The sequence below is a fragment of the Achromobacter pestifer genome, assembly GCF_902859625.1.
Classification (GTDB): Bacteria; Pseudomonadota; Gammaproteobacteria; order Burkholderiales; family Burkholderiaceae_B; genus Achromobacter; species Achromobacter pestifer.
The window spans coordinates 62,256-78,526 of sequence record NZ_CADIJX010000002.1; the positions used below are offsets into that span (position 1 = coordinate 62,256).

8 protein-coding genes are annotated in these 16,271 nt (G+C 64.3%); 4 read left to right on the top strand and 4 right to left on the bottom strand.

What is annotated here, in order from left to right; translation table 11 throughout:
* Positions 1 to 49: 49 nt before the first annotated feature.
* Entirely contained in the window at positions 50 to 1,027 is a 978-nt protein-coding gene (locus HV753_RS07075; protein WP_175173764.1) for a helix-turn-helix domain-containing protein, read from the top strand.
* On the opposite strand, the gene HV753_RS07080 is transcribed toward HV753_RS07075, so the two are convergent.
* The 3 genes from HV753_RS07080 to HV753_RS07095 form a co-directional block, all read right to left on the bottom strand.
* Positions 1,024 to 10,224 carry an autotransporter-associated beta strand repeat-containing protein gene (locus tag HV753_RS07080; RefSeq protein WP_175173765.1) on the bottom strand — a complete coding sequence of 3,067 codons (9,201 nt, stop codon included), beginning with the start codon at positions 10,222 to 10,224 and terminating at the stop codon, positions 1,024 to 1,026. The genes HV753_RS07075 and HV753_RS07080 overlap by 4 nt on opposite strands.
* 241 nt (positions 10,225 to 10,465) lie before the next feature.
* On the bottom strand, positions 10,466 to 11,434 hold the full coding sequence (locus HV753_RS07090; RefSeq protein WP_175173766.1) for a Bug family tripartite tricarboxylate transporter substrate binding protein: 969 nt from the start codon (positions 11,432 to 11,434) through the stop codon (positions 10,466 to 10,468).
* Positions 11,431 to 11,964: a GAF domain-containing protein gene (locus HV753_RS07095; RefSeq protein ID WP_246288183.1), complete on the bottom strand. Its 534-nt coding sequence runs from the start codon at positions 11,962 to 11,964 to the stop codon at positions 11,431 to 11,433. Before HV753_RS07095 ends, HV753_RS07090 begins: the two co-directional genes overlap by 4 nt.
* 97 nt (positions 11,965 to 12,061) lie before the next feature.
* On the opposite strand from HV753_RS07095, the gene HV753_RS07100 reads away from it, so the two are divergent.
* Positions 12,062 to 13,027 carry a LysR family transcriptional regulator gene (locus HV753_RS07100; protein WP_175173767.1) on the top strand — a complete coding sequence of 322 codons (966 nt, stop codon included), beginning with the start codon at positions 12,062 to 12,064 and terminating at the stop codon, positions 13,025 to 13,027.
* Here the strand turns inward: HV753_RS07100 and HV753_RS07105 are convergent.
* Complete coding sequence (locus HV753_RS07105; RefSeq protein ID WP_175173768.1) at positions 13,020 to 14,210, bottom strand: M24 family metallopeptidase; 1,191 nt, start codon at positions 14,208 to 14,210, stop codon at positions 13,020 to 13,022. The two genes, HV753_RS07100 and HV753_RS07105, sit on opposite strands and share 8 nt — an antisense overlap.
* A gap of 249 nt (positions 14,211 to 14,459) precedes the next feature.
* Here HV753_RS07105 and HV753_RS07110 point away from each other — a divergent pair, with 249 nt between their 5' ends.
* Positions 14,460 to 15,293 (top strand): alpha/beta fold hydrolase, encoded by an 834-nt coding sequence (locus tag HV753_RS07110; RefSeq protein WP_175173769.1) that lies wholly within the window; start codon positions 14,460 to 14,462, stop codon positions 15,291 to 15,293.
* A 32-nt stretch (positions 15,294 to 15,325) separates the two neighbouring features.
* Positions 15,326 to 16,243 (top strand): MBL fold metallo-hydrolase, encoded by a 918-nt coding sequence (locus HV753_RS07115; protein ID WP_175173770.1) that lies wholly within the window; start codon positions 15,326 to 15,328, stop codon positions 16,241 to 16,243.
* The last annotated feature ends 28 nt before the right edge of the window (positions 16,244 to 16,271 follow it).

Genomic DNA, 16,271 nt, shown 5'->3' on the forward strand with positions numbered 1-16,271 from the left:
TGTGGGCGCGCTAGCGAATCTGCGCCGGATATGGCGGAATCGAGGAAATATGGGCGAACAGCTTCGGACAGATCGCAGGGCCGAGGGGCCGCTGAATGCGGAGGATCTGCTGCGCCTGATGCCACCGGACTGGGCCGATATCCGCACGGTGCACACACTGGCTGGCGGGGTTTCGATCGGTTGCTACGACGGTACGCCCGGCACGGACTGGGCCATCACGGGGGCGGCCGTTCCCAGCGTGGGCGTGGCGATCATTCTGGACGGACGATTCGAGCTGGGCTTCGAGGGCGGTGCGCCCCTGGAGGTTGGGCCGGGCATGGTCGTGCTGCATTCCACCAGGATGCCGGCGACCGGCTGGGATGAGTTCAAGGGCAGGCGTGCGATGCGTACCGTCGACATCCGTTTTTCGTCCGATGCGGTGCGCCCGCTGTGGGAGCAGGCCTTGTCGACGGCGCCCGCGGGCATGCTTGCCGATGACGCCAGCGTGCCGGAACAGGGCTCGCATCTGGCGGTGTTGCCGGTCTGGTCACCCATTGCGCGCATCGCAGGAGAGATCCTGAACTGGAGCCACGACCGCAGCGCGATTGGCGCGCTCTATCTTCAGGGCAAGGCCACCGAAGCATTGGCGTTGACGCTCAAGCACCTGAATGACGGCAGCCGGGAACTGCCCCCGCCGTCTGACCGGCGCCGGCTGAGCGAGGCCTACCACCGCATCCAGCGCCACTATGCGGAATGCGGCACGGTGCGGCAGTTGGCGCTATCCGTGGGCCTGGGCGAAAAGCGCTTGCAAGCCGGATTCATGTCGCTGTATGGCCAGTCGGTGCATGCGTGTTTGTTGCAGGCAAGAATGGACGCGGCGGAAAGCCTGCTGAAGCGTGGCTGCACCGTCACCGATACGGCCTACAGCGTCGGCTTTGCCAGCCTTAGCCATTTCATCAAGGCCTTCAAGGCGTATTGCGGGGCAACACCGGGGAATTGGCTGCGGGGCGGATGCAGTCCGCCCGCGCGTGCCCCTTTCTCGCGTTAATACCGCCAGCGCACATTCAGCGAACCGGCATGTTCGCGATTGCCGCCGCCATACTGCCCGCTGTAGTTGAGCCCGACCGTGGCATTGCTTGACACCGCCACTTCCGCGCCCAGTTCCGCCAGTGCCGCATTGCGAGCGATGGGGGTTCCGGCCACCGTGAAGGCCTGGCCGCCGTCGAACGCCATGGTCGCCTGCGGCAGCACTTCACCGAAGGCATGGCGCCATCCCAACGTGGCCTGCAAGCGGCCGTTGGCGCCCCCTAGCGTGAAGTCGGTCTGCGCGCGTACGCCCAGCGTGCTGCTGGTCTGCTTGTCGCTGCCGCTTTGGCCGCGCAGGGCCGCCGATCCGCCCGATTCCGAGAAGCTGCGGGTGCGCAGATCGCTCCAGGCCAAGCCGACAAAAGGCTCGATATTGGCGCGATCGGAGAGCGGCATCGCATAGCCCAGTTCGGTGAACAACTGGCTCGTGCTGGCACCGTAGTCGGCGGTCAACTTCTGCTGCGCGCCGGCCACCGTGGCGGTGCGTTTGGTGCTGACGTCATGCCAGGTATAGGCGGCGCCTGCCAACACGTTCAGCTTGCCTGCGCCGGCGGCGAAGGACTTGCCGCCATAGACGGCCGCGCTATAGGCCGATACATCGGCTTGCGATGCGCGGTCGTCGATGCGGATCTTGCTATCGGTGTAGCCCACCGCGCCGCCGACGCGCCAGCCGTTGCCTACCGCATGGTCGGCACCAGCGAAGACGCCGCCCGTGTGCTGCCGGACCTGGGCGGCGTTGCCGTCACCTTGTTGCGTCTGCCAGTTGCCCACCAGTTCGGCCCAGGCGGGCTGTGCATTGGAGGCGGGCAGGGCGGAGGCGGACAACGTGCCGCCGGCTTGAGCTGTCGGTGCTCCCGGGCGCATTCCTGCATTCAGATTGGCGCGCAAGTGCGACAGGGGCAGTGTGCGCGTGGTGGTGCTGGACCCGATCAGGCTCGATACCACGCTGGCGTGCGCTTCGCCGGACAGGCCATTGAACACGGCGGCCGGTGAACCTTCGGGCAAGGTCAGGATGTACTCGTGCAAGGCGTTGCTGTCCGGCAGGCTGTCCAACGCATTGGCGACTGCCCGCTGGTTGGCGCTTTGCGCGGCATCGGCAAAGGCGATGGGGCGGTTCGGCGTGGACGGGTCCACCGGCACCTGCTTGCGCTCCAATTGCAGGGTGACGGCCTGCGCGCCGTAACGTATCGACGGGTCCAGATAGGCGTAGTTGGACGTCACGGTGTCGAACTGCCCGTTGATCTCGTTGGCGCTCAGGATGGTGTATTGGCGCTGGCTGGAAAAGCCGCCTTCCGGTCCCACATGCACCACGGAGCCTGCCAGCTTGGCTGTGCCGCTGACGGCCACCCGGGCGCTGGCGGACGAATCCGGATCGGCGGCGACTTGGTAAGTCGCGCCGGGCAGGAACGTCAGGTCGCCCAGGACGCTCAGCGTGCCGCTGATATTGCCGGGCGCCAGGGTGGCGCCGCTTTGCAGCGTGGTCGTGCCGACCTGGCCCGCGCCTTGCAGCACGGCGCCGTCCGCCAGCGACAAGACGCCGCCCAGCTTGCCGGCCGAGCTGACGTTCAACACGCCGGACTGCACCCGCGTGTTGCCGGTATAGGCGCTGCCGTCACCCGATACGGTCAGGGTGCCTGCCCCGCCCTTGATCAGGTCGCCGCTTCCGGTGATGGTTCCCGTCAAGCCGAACGTGGTGCCCGCCGCCACGGCAATGCCGCTGGACTTCGACAGCGCTACCGCGCGATCCGTATCGAAACTGGCCGTGGTGGCCAGCACACCGCCATCAAGCGTCAGGCCGCCCGCCACGCCGCCCAGGTTGGCATTCCTTGAAACGGACAGCGTGCCCAGGCGGATCTCGGTGCCACCGGTGTAGGTGTTGTCGCCCGCCAGCACCAGCGTGCCGTAATCCGTCTTGATCAACTTGCTGGCGCCCGTCAGGCGAGAGGCCACGACGCCGGTCACGCTTGCGTCGGCAATCGCTCCCGATCCGACGCGGATGATGCTTTCACCCCCCGCGCCTTGCAGCGCGATCGCATCGCCCTGGATGCGGTAGCCGTCGGTTGCGATCTGCATGCCCGTCACGCCGATGGCGCCGGCCGAGGCGTCCACCGTGACGGTTCCGGCGCTTGCCTGGAAGATGGCGAAGGTCGGGTTGGGCTGGAACACGCCGTTGAGGGTGCCATCCACATTGGTCCAGTTGCGGCCGTCGGCACGCCAGGCGCCGGAGCCGCCGTCGATGGCGCTGTTGTCGTGGCGCGAGGTGTTGCCGCCGTCCCAGAAACCCAGCGTGGCGCCCGAGGTCGAGGCGACATTCACCTGCCCGTTGATGGCCGTCTGCACGGTCAGGGCGTTGGCATTCACGCCAGCCGGCGTGGCACCGATGGCCAAGCCGTTGTTGGTCAAGGTGCCGCCATAGTCGAAGAGGCGATAGATACCCGCGCCGAAGCCCCCTTGATCCGTCACATTGAGCGTGCCCGCCAGGACCAGTTTGCCGCCCACGTCGAACAGGGCGGTGTTGGGCACGCTACCCAGTGCCACGTTGACCTGGCTGGCGCTGTCCAGCGACAAGTCTCCCGCGATGGTCAAGGTTTGGCCTTGCATGCCTTCCAGCACGCCGCCGGTCAGCACCGCGTTGCCAGCAATGGTGCCCGTGCCCGCAATCGTGCCGGTGCCGCTGGCCGCGACGTTGCCGCCCAGAATGCCGTCGGTTTGCAGGCGTCCGCCGGATACCGTGGCTGAACCGCCCAGTTTGTTGGTGATGAGCAGGGCGCCGGCCTGCACGTGGGTCTGTCCGTTGAAGGCGCTGCTGTCGCCAAGCAACTGCAACTGGCCCGCTCCGGTCTTGGCGATGACGCCCGTCCCCGACAACAAGCCGTCATAGGACGTGCTGACCGACTGCTCGAAGCGCAATGTGCCTGCCGCGCCGATCCGTGTGTTGCTGGAGTAGCGATCCGCGCTGACCGCCAGCGTGCCGGCATCGATGCTCCAGTCCTGACGGTTGACTCCCGTCAGCGCCAAGACGCCCGCGCCGCGCTTGTTCAGCGTGCCGTTGCCTGACACCATGCCGCTGTAGGTGGCGTTGCTGGCCTGGTCGAACACTACCGCGGCGTCGTTGAACAGATCGCCGCGAATGGAGGCCGCATCGCCCATCAGCGTGCCCGCCAGCACGCGCGTATTGCCGTAGGTGTTGGCGCCGGTGAGAGTCAGCGTGCCGCTGCCCAGCTTCTCAAGATTGCCGGCCCCGCTGATGACGCCTTGCAGACCCAACACCGTGTTGGCCGCGACATTGATGGCGCCCGATTGCGTCAGCGTCACGGCACGGTGGGTGTCAAAGCTGGCCGTGGTGGCCAATGCGCCGCCGTCAAGCGTCAGCGCGCCCGCTGACGCGCCCAGATTGGCGTCGGCGGAAATGGAGAGCGTGCCAGCGCGGACGTCGGTGCCGCCGGTATAAGCGTTGCTGCCCTCCAGCACCAGTGTGCCAAAGTCGGATTTCACCAGTTTGCTGGCACCGGTCAGGTTCGACGCGAGGGTGCCCGTCATGCCGGCGCTGGACGACGAGCCGTCACCCACGCGCAGAATGGTCTCGCCGCCGGCGCCTTGCAGCGCGATGGCATCGCCCTGAATGCGGTAGCCATTGGTCGCGATCTGCATGCCCGTGATGCCCACCCCGCCCGCCGCAGCATCCACCGACACGATGCCGGCATTGCCTTGGAACATGGCAAACGTCGGGTTGGGTTGGAAGCGGCCATTCATGGTGCCGTCGCTATTGGCCCAATTCAAGCCATCGGTGCGCCATGTGCCCGAACCGCCGTCGATGATGCCGTTGTCACGCAGCGCGGCATTGCCGCCGTCCCAGAAGCTCAAGAGGGCGCCCGTGGTGGACGTCAGATTGACCTGCCCATTGACGGCGGTCTGGATGCGCAAGTCGCCCGTCGCGATCCCAGGGGGCGCGGTGCCGAGGCCCAATGTGTTGGAGGTCAGCGCGCCGCCATAGTCGAACAGACGGTAGATGCCTGCGCCGAACGCGCCTTGGTCGGTGACGTTCAGCGTGCCGGCCAGCGCCAGGTCACCGCCGACCTTGAACAAGGCGGTGGATGTGGCTTGACCCAACGCCACGTTGACCTGGCTGGCGCCGTCCAACGTCAGGTTGCCGCCGATCTTCATCGTTTGGCCTTGCACGCCCAACAGGCTGCCGCCGGTCACGACGACGTTCTGGCCTATCGTGCCCGAACCCGACAAGACGGTGCCGCTGCCGACGGCAACATCGCCGCCGAGCGTGCCAGACACATGCAGGCGGCCGTTCACGACCTGGGCGTTGCCGCCAAGTTTTCCGGACACCGAGAGGGTGCCGTTCTGCACTTGCGTGATGCCCGTGAAGGCGCTGCTGTCGGCGCTTAGTTGCAGCGATCCTGTCCCGGTCTTGGTGAAGGCGCCGCTGCCGGACAGCTTGCCGGCATACGCGGCATCGGTCGTTTGAACAAAGCGCAGGGTGCCCGCGCTGCCAATGGTGGCGTGGGCGACATAGCGTGAAGCGTCGCCTACCAATGTGCCGGCTTCGATATTCCAGGCCTGCGCATTGAGGTTGCCCAGGGTCAGGGTACCCGCGCCGCGCTTGGTGATGTTGCCAGATCCAATGACCATGCCGCTATAGGTGCCGTCCACGGTTTGCTCGAACACCACCGAACCGTTGTTGTTCAGCGTGCCTTTGATCGAGTCGGCGTTGCCGATCAGCGTGCCGGCCTGCACCGTGGTGTTGGCGTAGGTGTTTACGCCCGTCAGCGTCAGCGTGCCCATGCCCTGTTTGATCAGCGTGCCGCCGCCGGAAATGACACCGGCCAAACCCAGTTGCGTGCCGGTTGCGACGTCAATGGCGCCGTTCTGCGCCAGGTTGACTGTCCGCCCCGAGTTGAAGCTTGCCGTGGTGGCCAGCGCGCCGCCCATCATCGTCAGGCCGCCGCTGGCCGCGCCCAGATTGGCGTCGGAAGACACGGAGAGCTTGCCCAGCTGTAGCGCGGTGCCCCCCGTGTAGGTATTGACGCCTTCCAAGACCAAGGTGCCGAAGTCAGACTTCATGAGTTGGTTGGTGCCCGTCAGACTGGAGGCAATCGTGGCGGTGTTGCCGGTGCCCACCCGGATGGCGGTGGGACTGCTGCCTTGCAGCGCGATCGAATCGCCTTCGATGCGATAACCGTCCGTGTCGAACGCCATGCCGGTAACGTTGATGGCGCCCATGGCGTTGTCGACGGTGACCGTTCCCGCCGTGCCCTGGAAGGTGGCGAAAGTGGGTGACTGGAAGGACCCGTTCAAGGCGCCATCGATCCCCGTCCAGTTGCGCCCGCCGATGCGCCACACACCAGATCCGCCATCGACCACGCCGTTGAACTGCGCTGCCGTATTGCCGCCATCCCAGTAGCCGAGCGTCATGCCTGCCGTGGACGCCAGGTTGACCTGGCCGTGGACGGCGGTTTGCACGGTCAGGTGATTGGCATTCACGCCCGAGGGGGTCGAACCGATGTTCAACCCGTTGTTGATCAATGTCCCGCCATAATCGAACAAGCGATAAACGCCCGACCCGAATCCGCCCAGGTCCGTCACATTGAGCGTGCCGGCCAGCGTCAGATTGCCGCCCACATCGAACAGCGCCTGGGTCGATGCGCCGCCTAGCGCGACATTCACCTTGCTGGCGCTGTCCAGCGTCAGGTTGCCGCCGATCTTCAAGGCCTGGCCTTGCGTACCCAGCAGCGTACCGCCCGTCAGCACGACGTCTTGGCTGATCGTGCCCGAGCCCGCCAGGCTGCCGTTGGCTTCCACTGTGGCGCTTCCGCCCAGCGTGCCATTCACCACCAGTTTTCCATTCTGCGCGACCGCGTTGCCGCCCAGCCCGTGGGAGACGATCAGCGCACCGTCCAACACGGATGTCGTTCCGGCAAAGCCGCTGTTGTCGGCAGTCAGCGTCAACGAGGCCGCACCCGTTTTTTCAAAGTGACCCGTGCCGGTCAGCCTGCCGGCGTGGTCGGCAGCGGCGGTCTGTTCCAAGGTCAAACGGCCGGTGCTGCCGATAGCGGTGTTGGCGGTATAGCGCTGCGCGCTACTGGCCAGTGTGCCGTCCTCGATGTTCCAGTCCAGCACGTTGGCACCGGTCAGGTACAGCGTTTGCGAGCCGCGTTTGGTCACGCTGCCCGCGCCCAGCATCTGGCCGTCGTAGATACCGGATTGTGCAGTTTGATTGAAGACCACCACCGCATCGTTGCGCAAATTGCCGCGGATGGATTCGCTATCACCGATCAGCGTGCCGCCCAGGACTGACGTGCCGCCGGTATAGGTGTTGTTGCCTGCAAGCGTCAGCGTGCCGGCCCCATTCTTGATGACCGCGCCCGTGCCTGAAATGGCGCCGACAACGGTGCCGTTGGCCGTCTGGTTGAACACCAGCGTGCCGAGGTTATTGATGTTGCCCGAGATCGAGCCCGCCTGGCCGATCAACGTGCCCGACTCGATCCAGGTATTGCCAAAGGCGTTGCCTGCGTTGTCCAGGCGCAGGGTGCCCGACCCGGCCTTGATCAGGCTGGCGCCCCCCGACACCCCGCCTGTCAGACCCAGTGTGGCGCCAGTGGCCACGTCGATCCTGCCCGTTTGCGCCAGGGTGATGGTGCGCGCCGTATCAAAGGAACCTGTCGCGGCCAGAGTGCCGCCGCCGAACGTCAGGCCGCCTGCGGTGGCGCCCAGATTCGCGTCGCGATCGACCCGCAAGGTGCCGCCATTGATATTCGTCCCGCCGCTATAGGTGTTGTTGCCGCTGAGTACAAGGGTACCGGCCCCGGCCTTGGTCAGTGTCTTGCCGTTCCAGCCCGTGGCGGCATTGGGCGTCTGATCCGAGAGCGTCAAGCCAACGGCAAAGAAGTCCGAGGCATTGGTCAGCGTGAACGTGCCATGCGCAAGATTATTGTTGGCTGTCCAACTTGGGGCGTAGGTGGCGGCGTATTTCAGATTGTCTGCGGTCTTGCTCGTGTTAACGGTCAGGTAGTCGACCTCGCCCGTAAAACCGCCCACGCTGACCGTGGCGAAGTCACCGCTGATGCCGCTGGCGGTGTCGATCAATATGGTACCGAGCTGCTGCCTATCAGCGATCCCGCTCAGCGTGAACGCCACGTTGTTGCCCAGCGTAACCGAGTTGGCTTTCAACGAAGGCGCCGACGCCCCCGTCATGATGTCCAGGACGGTACCGTTTGCCAGGGTGACGTCGCCTGTCACCGCCACGGTGGCAGGGCCCTGGATGGCCAGCGTGCTTCCAGCGCCTGTGACGGTCAGATTGCCGGTCAGGTTGTTGGCCGAGCCCGTGGCGGCATTGCCATACTGCAATCGGCCCCCGGTGACGTTTGCCGATCCACCCAGCGATCCCAGCACCACCAGGCTGCCGCCCGATACCGTCGTCAGTCCCTTGAAACTGTCACTGGCGCCTGTCAGCGTCGTCGAGCCGGCAATCTGATTCAAGGCATGAGTGCCGTTGCCCGTCTTCTGCAACGACGCCGCAAGCTGATATCCCGTGTCGGTGTGATTGAAGTTCAGCGTGGCGTTGCCGGCGCCGAATTGGATGGCGGCGGCATTCAGTGCCCCGGCTCCGACTGCGGCCTGGCCGGCTGCACCGCCGATATTGATCGTGCCCGAGGTGCGGTAGAAGAGGAGGGTATCCTGCGCCAATACCAGGGTTCCAGTGCCGGCTGAACCGACATTGACCGTGGCGTTGTTCGCGATGGTCAAGTTGCCGGCGGCGACGCCGATGCCGGATCCCAACTTGAGCGCACCCGCATTGTTCCAGACGGCGCCTGCCCCTTTGACCGAGACATTGCCCGTGCCGCCCATGCTGCCGATGTAGCTGTTCGTGTTTGAGACGACCCCTCCGGTTCCGATCTCAAGCGTTCCCATGCCGCCGGTCAAATCACCTACCCGGAGCTCGCCCGAGTTTTCCCAACGCCCATTCGACACCGAGACCATGCCGTTCGAATCCGCATCCCTGCCGATATGGCCATCCTGGCTGGACAGATAGCCGCCTTGCTGAACGGTGACCGTGCCGGCCCCTGCGTCGCCGACCAGCAAGGCGGCGCTGTTCAGCCAGCTTGACCCTTGGCCGGTGACCCTTGCGTCGGCTCGGTCTGTCGTGGTGCCCGAGACCCTGCCAAACTGATTGGAGACCGTGCCGCCGCCTTCGATGGAGAGCATGCCCGACCCGGTGCCACCGACGTACACATTGCCCGAGTTCGCCCAGACCGCGCGGTTGCCGGATACGGTCACGGTAGCCGTTGTGCCGCTTACCCCGGCATTGTCTATCCTGCCCTCGGCCGCACCCAGCTGGTTCAGGATCGTCAGGTTCCCACCCGAGACCCTGACGTTGCCGTCGAAACCCGAACTATCGGCCGACAGGCGCGTGGTGCCGGCAAAGAGGTTGAGTTGGCTCGTACCTGATCCGCTGCTTTTCAGGCTGACGGCGAAGTCGTGGGTGTTGGTCGTATTGAAATTCAACGTACCGGTGCCCGCGCCGAACAGGATCTCCGACGCGGCCAATGTACCGGAGGCGGAGGGAGCGCTTCCGGCGAGTCCACCTATGTTGATCGTGCCGGTCCCAAGTGCCGCTGAAGCCAGCCATACAACTCCGGCGCCGCCCACCTGCACCCGTCCGTTGTTGAGAATGTTCAACGTACCGGTACCGCCTGCATCCCCGAGCGCCAGCTTTTCCTTCAGGATCCAGCGGCTGCCATCGCGCACGGTGACCCTGCCATTACTGCCTTGCATGTTGGCGATTTCACCGATGTCGTTGATGAGCGAGGCTCCGTCCGAGAAAAGCAGCGAGCCCGTAGCCGTAAAGCCAACGAACATGGTGGGGGCGTTGTTCCAGTTTGCCGGGGAGCCGGGAAAAATATCGCCAGAGCCGACGATGGTCTGAGCCATGGCTGGCGAGGTCGCGCAAGCAGCGAGCAGCGTGGCGGCAAGCATCCTGGGGCCGTGACGAGCCGTCAGGCGCGATGCGGCAGTGGCCGCCAACCCCGCGCCGCGCCGCCGCGCCTGCCTGTGATCTGAACCCGTCTTGCCGCCGCCCCGCGCAAGTTCACTGACGACTTGCCAGATGCCAAGACGGCGATTCAGGACGATGCGGTAGATGTGGTTCATGTGAGTCTGACGCTTGTTTTCGTTGTGATGGCATTGCACAGGCGTCAGCCTTCGCGGTGCGTTCGCATGGGAACGCATCCAACGGCACCAAGGGATCAGGCTCGCGGCCACGAGTCAAGGCGCGAACCATGCCGTGCAATGGATATGCGACGGCAAGTTAATACATTGATACAAATGTGAATATCACTGAAATCAGGTAAACAAGGGCTGGACTCAGCCCTTGTTGCCGCCCGATCAATGATTAGTTGGGCTTCAGGTCAATATCGCGCACAACCTGCCCGAGCAGGGTGTAATCGGCGCGCGCCCGCTCAAGGGCCTCTTTTGGCGTATTGCCGACAATCACCCATCCCAGGTCCTTGAGCTTGCGCTGGATGTCGGGTTCGCCAAGGCTGGCCACCAGCGCCGCCTGCAACTTGTTGATGACGGCAGGGGGCGTGTCCTTGGGCGCCGCCAGGCCGAACCAGCCAGCCGGCACCAGCCCCGAGATGCCAAGTTCCTTGGCCGTGGGCACCTTGGGATAGGCGTCGAAACGGTAATCGCTGGTGACGAAGAGGGCCGTCGTCTTGCCTGACGTGACATAGGGGATTTGCGAGGCGGCGTTGTCCATCATCGAATCCACATGCCCGCCCAGAATATCGTTGACGGCGGGGGCGGCCCCCTTGTAACCAAGAATGCTCAGATTCACGCCGGCCAGCTTGGCAAAGGCAGCTTGCGTCAGGTGCGCCTGCGTTCCCAACCCCGCGTTGGCTGACGTCAGACCACCGGGCTTCTGGTTGCTAAGCGCCTTGAACGCCGCGTAATCCTGGGCTGGAAAGTCCTTGCCCACGACGAATACAAAGGGCACTTCCACTGCGATTGAAATCTGCGCCAGATCGTCGACCGGGTTGTAGCGCAGCTTGTAGATGTGTGGATTGACGGCGATGGTGCCGCTGGCGCTGAGCAGCAGCGTGTACCCGTCTGGCGCCGCCCTGACCACATGCTCGGTGGCGATTGATCCGCCCGCCCCGGGTTTGCTGTCCACGATGACCGGTTGCCCCAGTTTCTTGGACATGGCGTCGCCAAGCAGGCGGGTCATGGTGTCGGAGGCCGATCCCGGCGCGTACGGATAGACGATCGTAATGGGTTTGGCGGGATAGGCATCTGCCGCGAAAGCAGGGGTCAGCCCGCACGTCAGCAGCAATGCAGCGATCTGGGAGTACAGACGATTCATGGTTTTCCGCCTTGTTGACGAGTGGTTTGAATGATTTCCTGAATGACAGGTATGGCAAGCGAGGAATACCAGCCCAGTTCAGGCAGCATGTCCTGCCGATACCAGCCTGCCTCGTGCAGCAGGTTCAACGACGCAATGGTCTGGCCGTTCCATCGAACGGGCACGTTGACCGCGCTTTCGCAACCCAGCGAATGGATCAGTTCATGGTCTGGAAACGCGCGCTGGCAGGCATCGCGATCGACGCATATTCGAGGCTGCCCGTCTTGCACCACGCGGGAGAAGAACTCGGTGTTCTCCCGGATCGGCTTGGCGTCCCCGGGGGGATAGGCCTCGGGCCGACTGGAAAAGTAACGCCGGCTAAGGCCCGCCTGCCGGTCAAGAATCAATACGGTGAACAGCCGGTAGCCGATGCGCGTGGACAGCGCGGCAGCCAATGCCCCCAGGCCGCGTTCGGGTTGCGGGGTTGCGGCCAACGCCTGTGCCATGTCGCTCAAAGGCTGCGCATGCGGCATGGAATTGCTTGAACTCATCACGGCCCTGTCCTCGTTGATGGGGGAAAGCCATTTTGGCGGGCAACGGCCATGTCCCGCTAATGAATAAAGCTGAGATATCCATTACCATTTCCGCATGGATACCGCTTCGACCGACCCCTCTTGGACGCGCCGCCTGAAGCTTCGCCATTTGCAGGTCCTGGCGGCCCTGGAAAGCGCGGGCACGGTCACGGCGGCCGCCAAGGCCATGCACATGACCCAACCCGCGCTGTCGCACTGGCTGAGCGACATGGAAGATCTGGTCGGCACGCCGCTTTTCTTGCGCGGACGCACGCTGGAACTGACCGAGGCCGGACGCGCGCTGTGGCGTTACGCCTGCCGTGTCCTGGGGGATACGGCGCGCACGGGCGAAGAGATCGAAGCGGTCAAGGGGGGCGTGGCCGGCCATCTGCATATCGGCACGATTCTCTCGGCTGCGCCGGTCTTGCTGCCACGCGCCATCGCCGCGCTGCATCAGCGGTCGCCCAAGGTGCAGATCGAACTCGTGGAAGGGTTGCTGGAGCCCCTGATCGAACGGGTCGAGCGTCGCGAGATCGATCTCATCATTGGCCCTTTGGATGTGCGGGCAAGCCGTTCGGGCCTGTGCACCGAATGGCTGATGACGGATACCTTCAGTGTGGTGGCGCGGCGCGGCCATCCCCTGGCTGAGCTTGCCGCGCCGCGTTGGGAGGACACCAACGGCTACCCCTGGGTCCTGCCGCCACCGGGCACGTTATCCCGGGTCCGGCTGGATCAGGCCGTGGCCGACACCGGCATGCCGCCGCCCAAGCCGGCCGTGGAGACAAGCTCGCTGGTGGCCCTGCTGTCGATGCTGCAAGACCGCGACTACATCGCCACGCTGGCCAGTTCCGTCGCGCATATGTACGAAAAGCTCAATCTCATCAGCATTGTCCGCATGCCTTCCCGTCTGGAGTTTGGCCCCATCGGAATGCTGTGGGCCGCCGACTCGCCAAGCATCGTGCTGCCGGCCTTGCGCGAGACGCTGCGCGAAGAGGCGAAAAGCCTCTTCGACCTTGGCAGCGCCGACGCCGCGGCTACTTGACCGTCGCGTATTCCAACGTCTTGGGCGTAAGGGTCAACACGCGCGGCGTGTCGCCCACCACCACGGTGTCATCCAGCCGGAAGCCGCCAATACCGTAGGCGTAGATGCCGGGTTCAGCCGAATAGACCTCGTTGTCCAGCAAAGGGCGCTGGCAAAACGCCATGTCTTCGGGATACTCGTGGTGGATGATGCCCACGGCATGTCCCGTCCGATGGCGAATGAAGTCGGCGTATCCGGCCTTTTCGATTTCAGCCTGCGCGGCCGCGTCGATCATGCAGACGGGATTGCCGGTTCGCGCAGCGTCGATGGCCGCCTCATTGGCGGCCTTGGCCGCCGTCCACAGCCGCACCTGCTCGGCTGAAGGCGTGCCGCAAAACCAGGTACGTTCGTTCTCGATGGTCAAGCCGTTGAGCCGTGGGATCACAATGTTGACCAGCACATCGCCTTCCTGGATGCGCGCGCCGCAGGACGCGCCATCGCCATGCGGCGAGGCAGACGCCGGGCCGCTCAGGGTCCAGCAGCGAATGACCTCGAAATGCTCGCCAGGAAAGCGTTCGGCCGCCTCTTGGACGAAGAGCGAAGCCATCGCGAAGTCCAGTTCTTGCACCAGCCGGCCAGGACGGATGTTCTCGCGGTAGCGGTCCTGTATCCAGTCGGAGATGGAGGCCACGGCAGCCATCACGGCCAGTTCCTCTTCGTGCTTTTGCCAGCGTAGCGATCTGCATTCAGGGGTGGCGCTACGCAATACGACTTCGGGCAGCAGGCGGCCGACTTGCGCCAGCACTGGGCTGCCGCCTTCCACGGCGATGCGCGACCGAGCCAGGCCCGCGGCCTTCAACCGCGCCGCCAACACGTCGGGCAATTGCGTGATCAAGGGCAGGCGATGGGTCACGCGCGGGTGCTCCGCGTAGTAGCTGATGTCGGTGATCCAGACCTTGCCCTGCTCCTGGGAAAAACGCATGTGATGCGTGGACAGTTCGTTCATCACCAGAAAGGGCGTGCCATTGCGGGGCACGACGGCAAAGATGGGGCGCTCCCACGGCAGCACATCCGTATGGAAATTGGTGGCGAACTGGAAGAAGTCGGCTGACGTGAAGATGATGGCATCGACGGCCAGGTCGTCCATCAGCGCGGTCATCTTGTCCAGCCGGTATTGCCAGACAGCATTCGTAAGTTTGGGCATCACTTTTATCCATCGAATAGGCCGTCGGCTGACGGCGGGCCTTGAAGCCTGTCGAAGGATTATGGGGAGTGACGGCAAGCGCGCCCAATGAAAAAAACTGAGGACGCCATAAGCGTTATTGCATGGTCTGGCGGCCCTGCGCATTGGTGCGCGCAGCACAACAGCGTGCTTCCCGCCGGGTGCCTACCGCCTAAAGGGCGCCAGCCCTACGATGGCTTCACGTCATCCTCAACCCAACCGGAGCACCCCATGTCCAGCAACTCGATCACCACCAATGACGGCACGCAGATCTACTACAAGGACTGGGGAGAAGGCCCGGTCGTCACCTTCTCGCACGGTTGGCCGCTCAACGCGGACGCCTGGGATGTTCAGATGCACTTCCTGGCGCGAAACGGCTTTCGCGTCATTGCGCACGACCGCCGGGGACATGGGCGCTCGTCGCAGCCTTCGTCCGGCAATGACATGAATACCTATGCCGACGATCTGGCGCAATTGATCGAGGCGCTGGACGTCAAGCGCATCACGATGGTGGGCCACTCAACGGGCGGCGGCGAAGTGGTGCGCTACATCGGCCGCCACGGTACCAAGCGCGTGGCAAGCGCCGTGCTGATTGGCGCGGTGCCTCCGGTAATGTTGAAGTCGGCCGCCAACCCCGAAGGACTGCCCATCGACGTGTTCGATGGGATCCGCGCCGGGGTGGCCGGCGATCGCTCGCAGTTCTACAAGGAACTGGCCATTCCCTTCTATGGCGCCAACCGCGCCGGCGCCAAGGTTTCGCAGGGCCTGCTGGACCAGTTCTGGCTCTGGAGCATGCAAAGCGGCCAGAAGAACGCCTACGAATGCATCAAGGCCTTTTCCGAGACTGACTTCACCGAAGACCTGAAGAAGATCGACGTCCCGACCTTGTTCATGCACGGCGAGGACGATCAGATCGTGCCGCTGCACGATTCCGCGAAGAAGGCCGCGCGGCTGGTGGGGCACGCCAAGGAAATTTACTACCCGGACGCACCGCATGGCCTTACCGCCACCATGCAAGACCGCATCAATGCGGACCTGCTTGCCTTTCTGGGCGCCTCGGTCTGACACATCGCACATCAATTTTTGGAGATCTGATCATGTTTTCCGTAGATAACACCTTGCATGCCGACAGCCAGAAGCCCCGCGACCTGGTTCCGTCCCGTTACGCGCTGCGCGTGGGAGAGATTGACGCGATGGTGGTCAGCGATGGCGTGCTGCCGTTGCCGACCTCCACGATGGCCACCAACGCCGACCCGGCCGACCTGGCGGATTGGCTGAGCCACATGTTCATGCCGCCGGATGCGTTCGACTGGCCGCTGAATGTGATGGTGGCCCGCAGCGGCGAGCAGACCATTCTTATTGACGCTGGGCTGGGCGGGCAGTTCGCGGGCTTTCCGCGTGCCGGGCAGTTTCCCCAGCGGCTGGAAGCCGCCGGCATCGCGCTGGAGTCCGTGACGGATGTGATCATTACCCATATGCACATGGACCACGTGGGCGGGCTGCTCGTTGATGGCGTCAAGGAGCGCCTGCGTCCGGACGTGCGCATCCATGTGTCTGCTACCGAAGTCCAGTTCTGGACATCCCCCGATTTCACCCACACGGTCATGCCGAAGCCGGTGCCGGATGTGCTGCGTTCAACCGCCACCAGCTTCTACAACGAATACCGCGACCGGCTGCGTCTCTTCGAGGACAAGTACGAAGTGGCGCCGGGCGTGGTTGTGCGCATGACCGGCGGCCATACCCCGGGGCACAGTGTGGTCGACCTGACCTCGGGCGGTGAACGGCTGACCTTTGCCGGCGACGCGATGTTTCCAGTGGGGTTTGATCATCCGGATTGGCAAAACGGCTTTGAACATGACCCCGAGGAGTCGACGCGCGTTCGTATTGGCCTTTTCCGGGAACTCGCGGAAAGCCACGGGTTGCTGGTGGCCGCGCACCTGCCATTCCCCTCCGTGGGCCGGGTTGCCGTCGAGGGGGACGCCTTTCGTTGGGTTCCGGTCATCTGGGACTACTGATTCTTGCTGACGGCGCGCGGGTCGAGAC

Bases quoted from the DNA above. Each gene is read 5' to 3' on its own strand.
- HV753_RS07075 (WP_175173764.1), top strand. From the start codon at position 50: ATGGGCGAACAGCTTCGGACAGATCGCAGGGCCGAGGGGCCGCTGAAT.
- HV753_RS07080 (WP_175173765.1), bottom strand. From the start codon at position 10,224: ATGAACCACATCTACCGCATCGTCCTGAATCGCCGTCTTGGCATCTGG.
- HV753_RS07090 (WP_175173766.1), bottom strand. From the start codon at position 11,434: ATGAATCGTCTGTACTCCCAGATCGCTGCATTGCTGCTGACGTGCGGG.
- HV753_RS07095 (WP_246288183.1), bottom strand. From the start codon at position 11,964: ATGAGTTCAAGCAATTCCATGCCGCATGCGCAGCCTTTGAGCGACATG.
- HV753_RS07100 (WP_175173767.1), top strand. From the start codon at position 12,062: ATGGATACCGCTTCGACCGACCCCTCTTGGACGCGCCGCCTGAAGCTT.
- HV753_RS07105 (WP_175173768.1), bottom strand. From the start codon at position 14,210: ATGCCCAAACTTACGAATGCTGTCTGGCAATACCGGCTGGACAAGATG.
- HV753_RS07110 (WP_175173769.1), top strand. From the start codon at position 14,460: ATGTCCAGCAACTCGATCACCACCAATGACGGCACGCAGATCTACTAC.
- HV753_RS07115 (WP_175173770.1), top strand. From the start codon at position 15,326: ATGTTTTCCGTAGATAACACCTTGCATGCCGACAGCCAGAAGCCCCGC.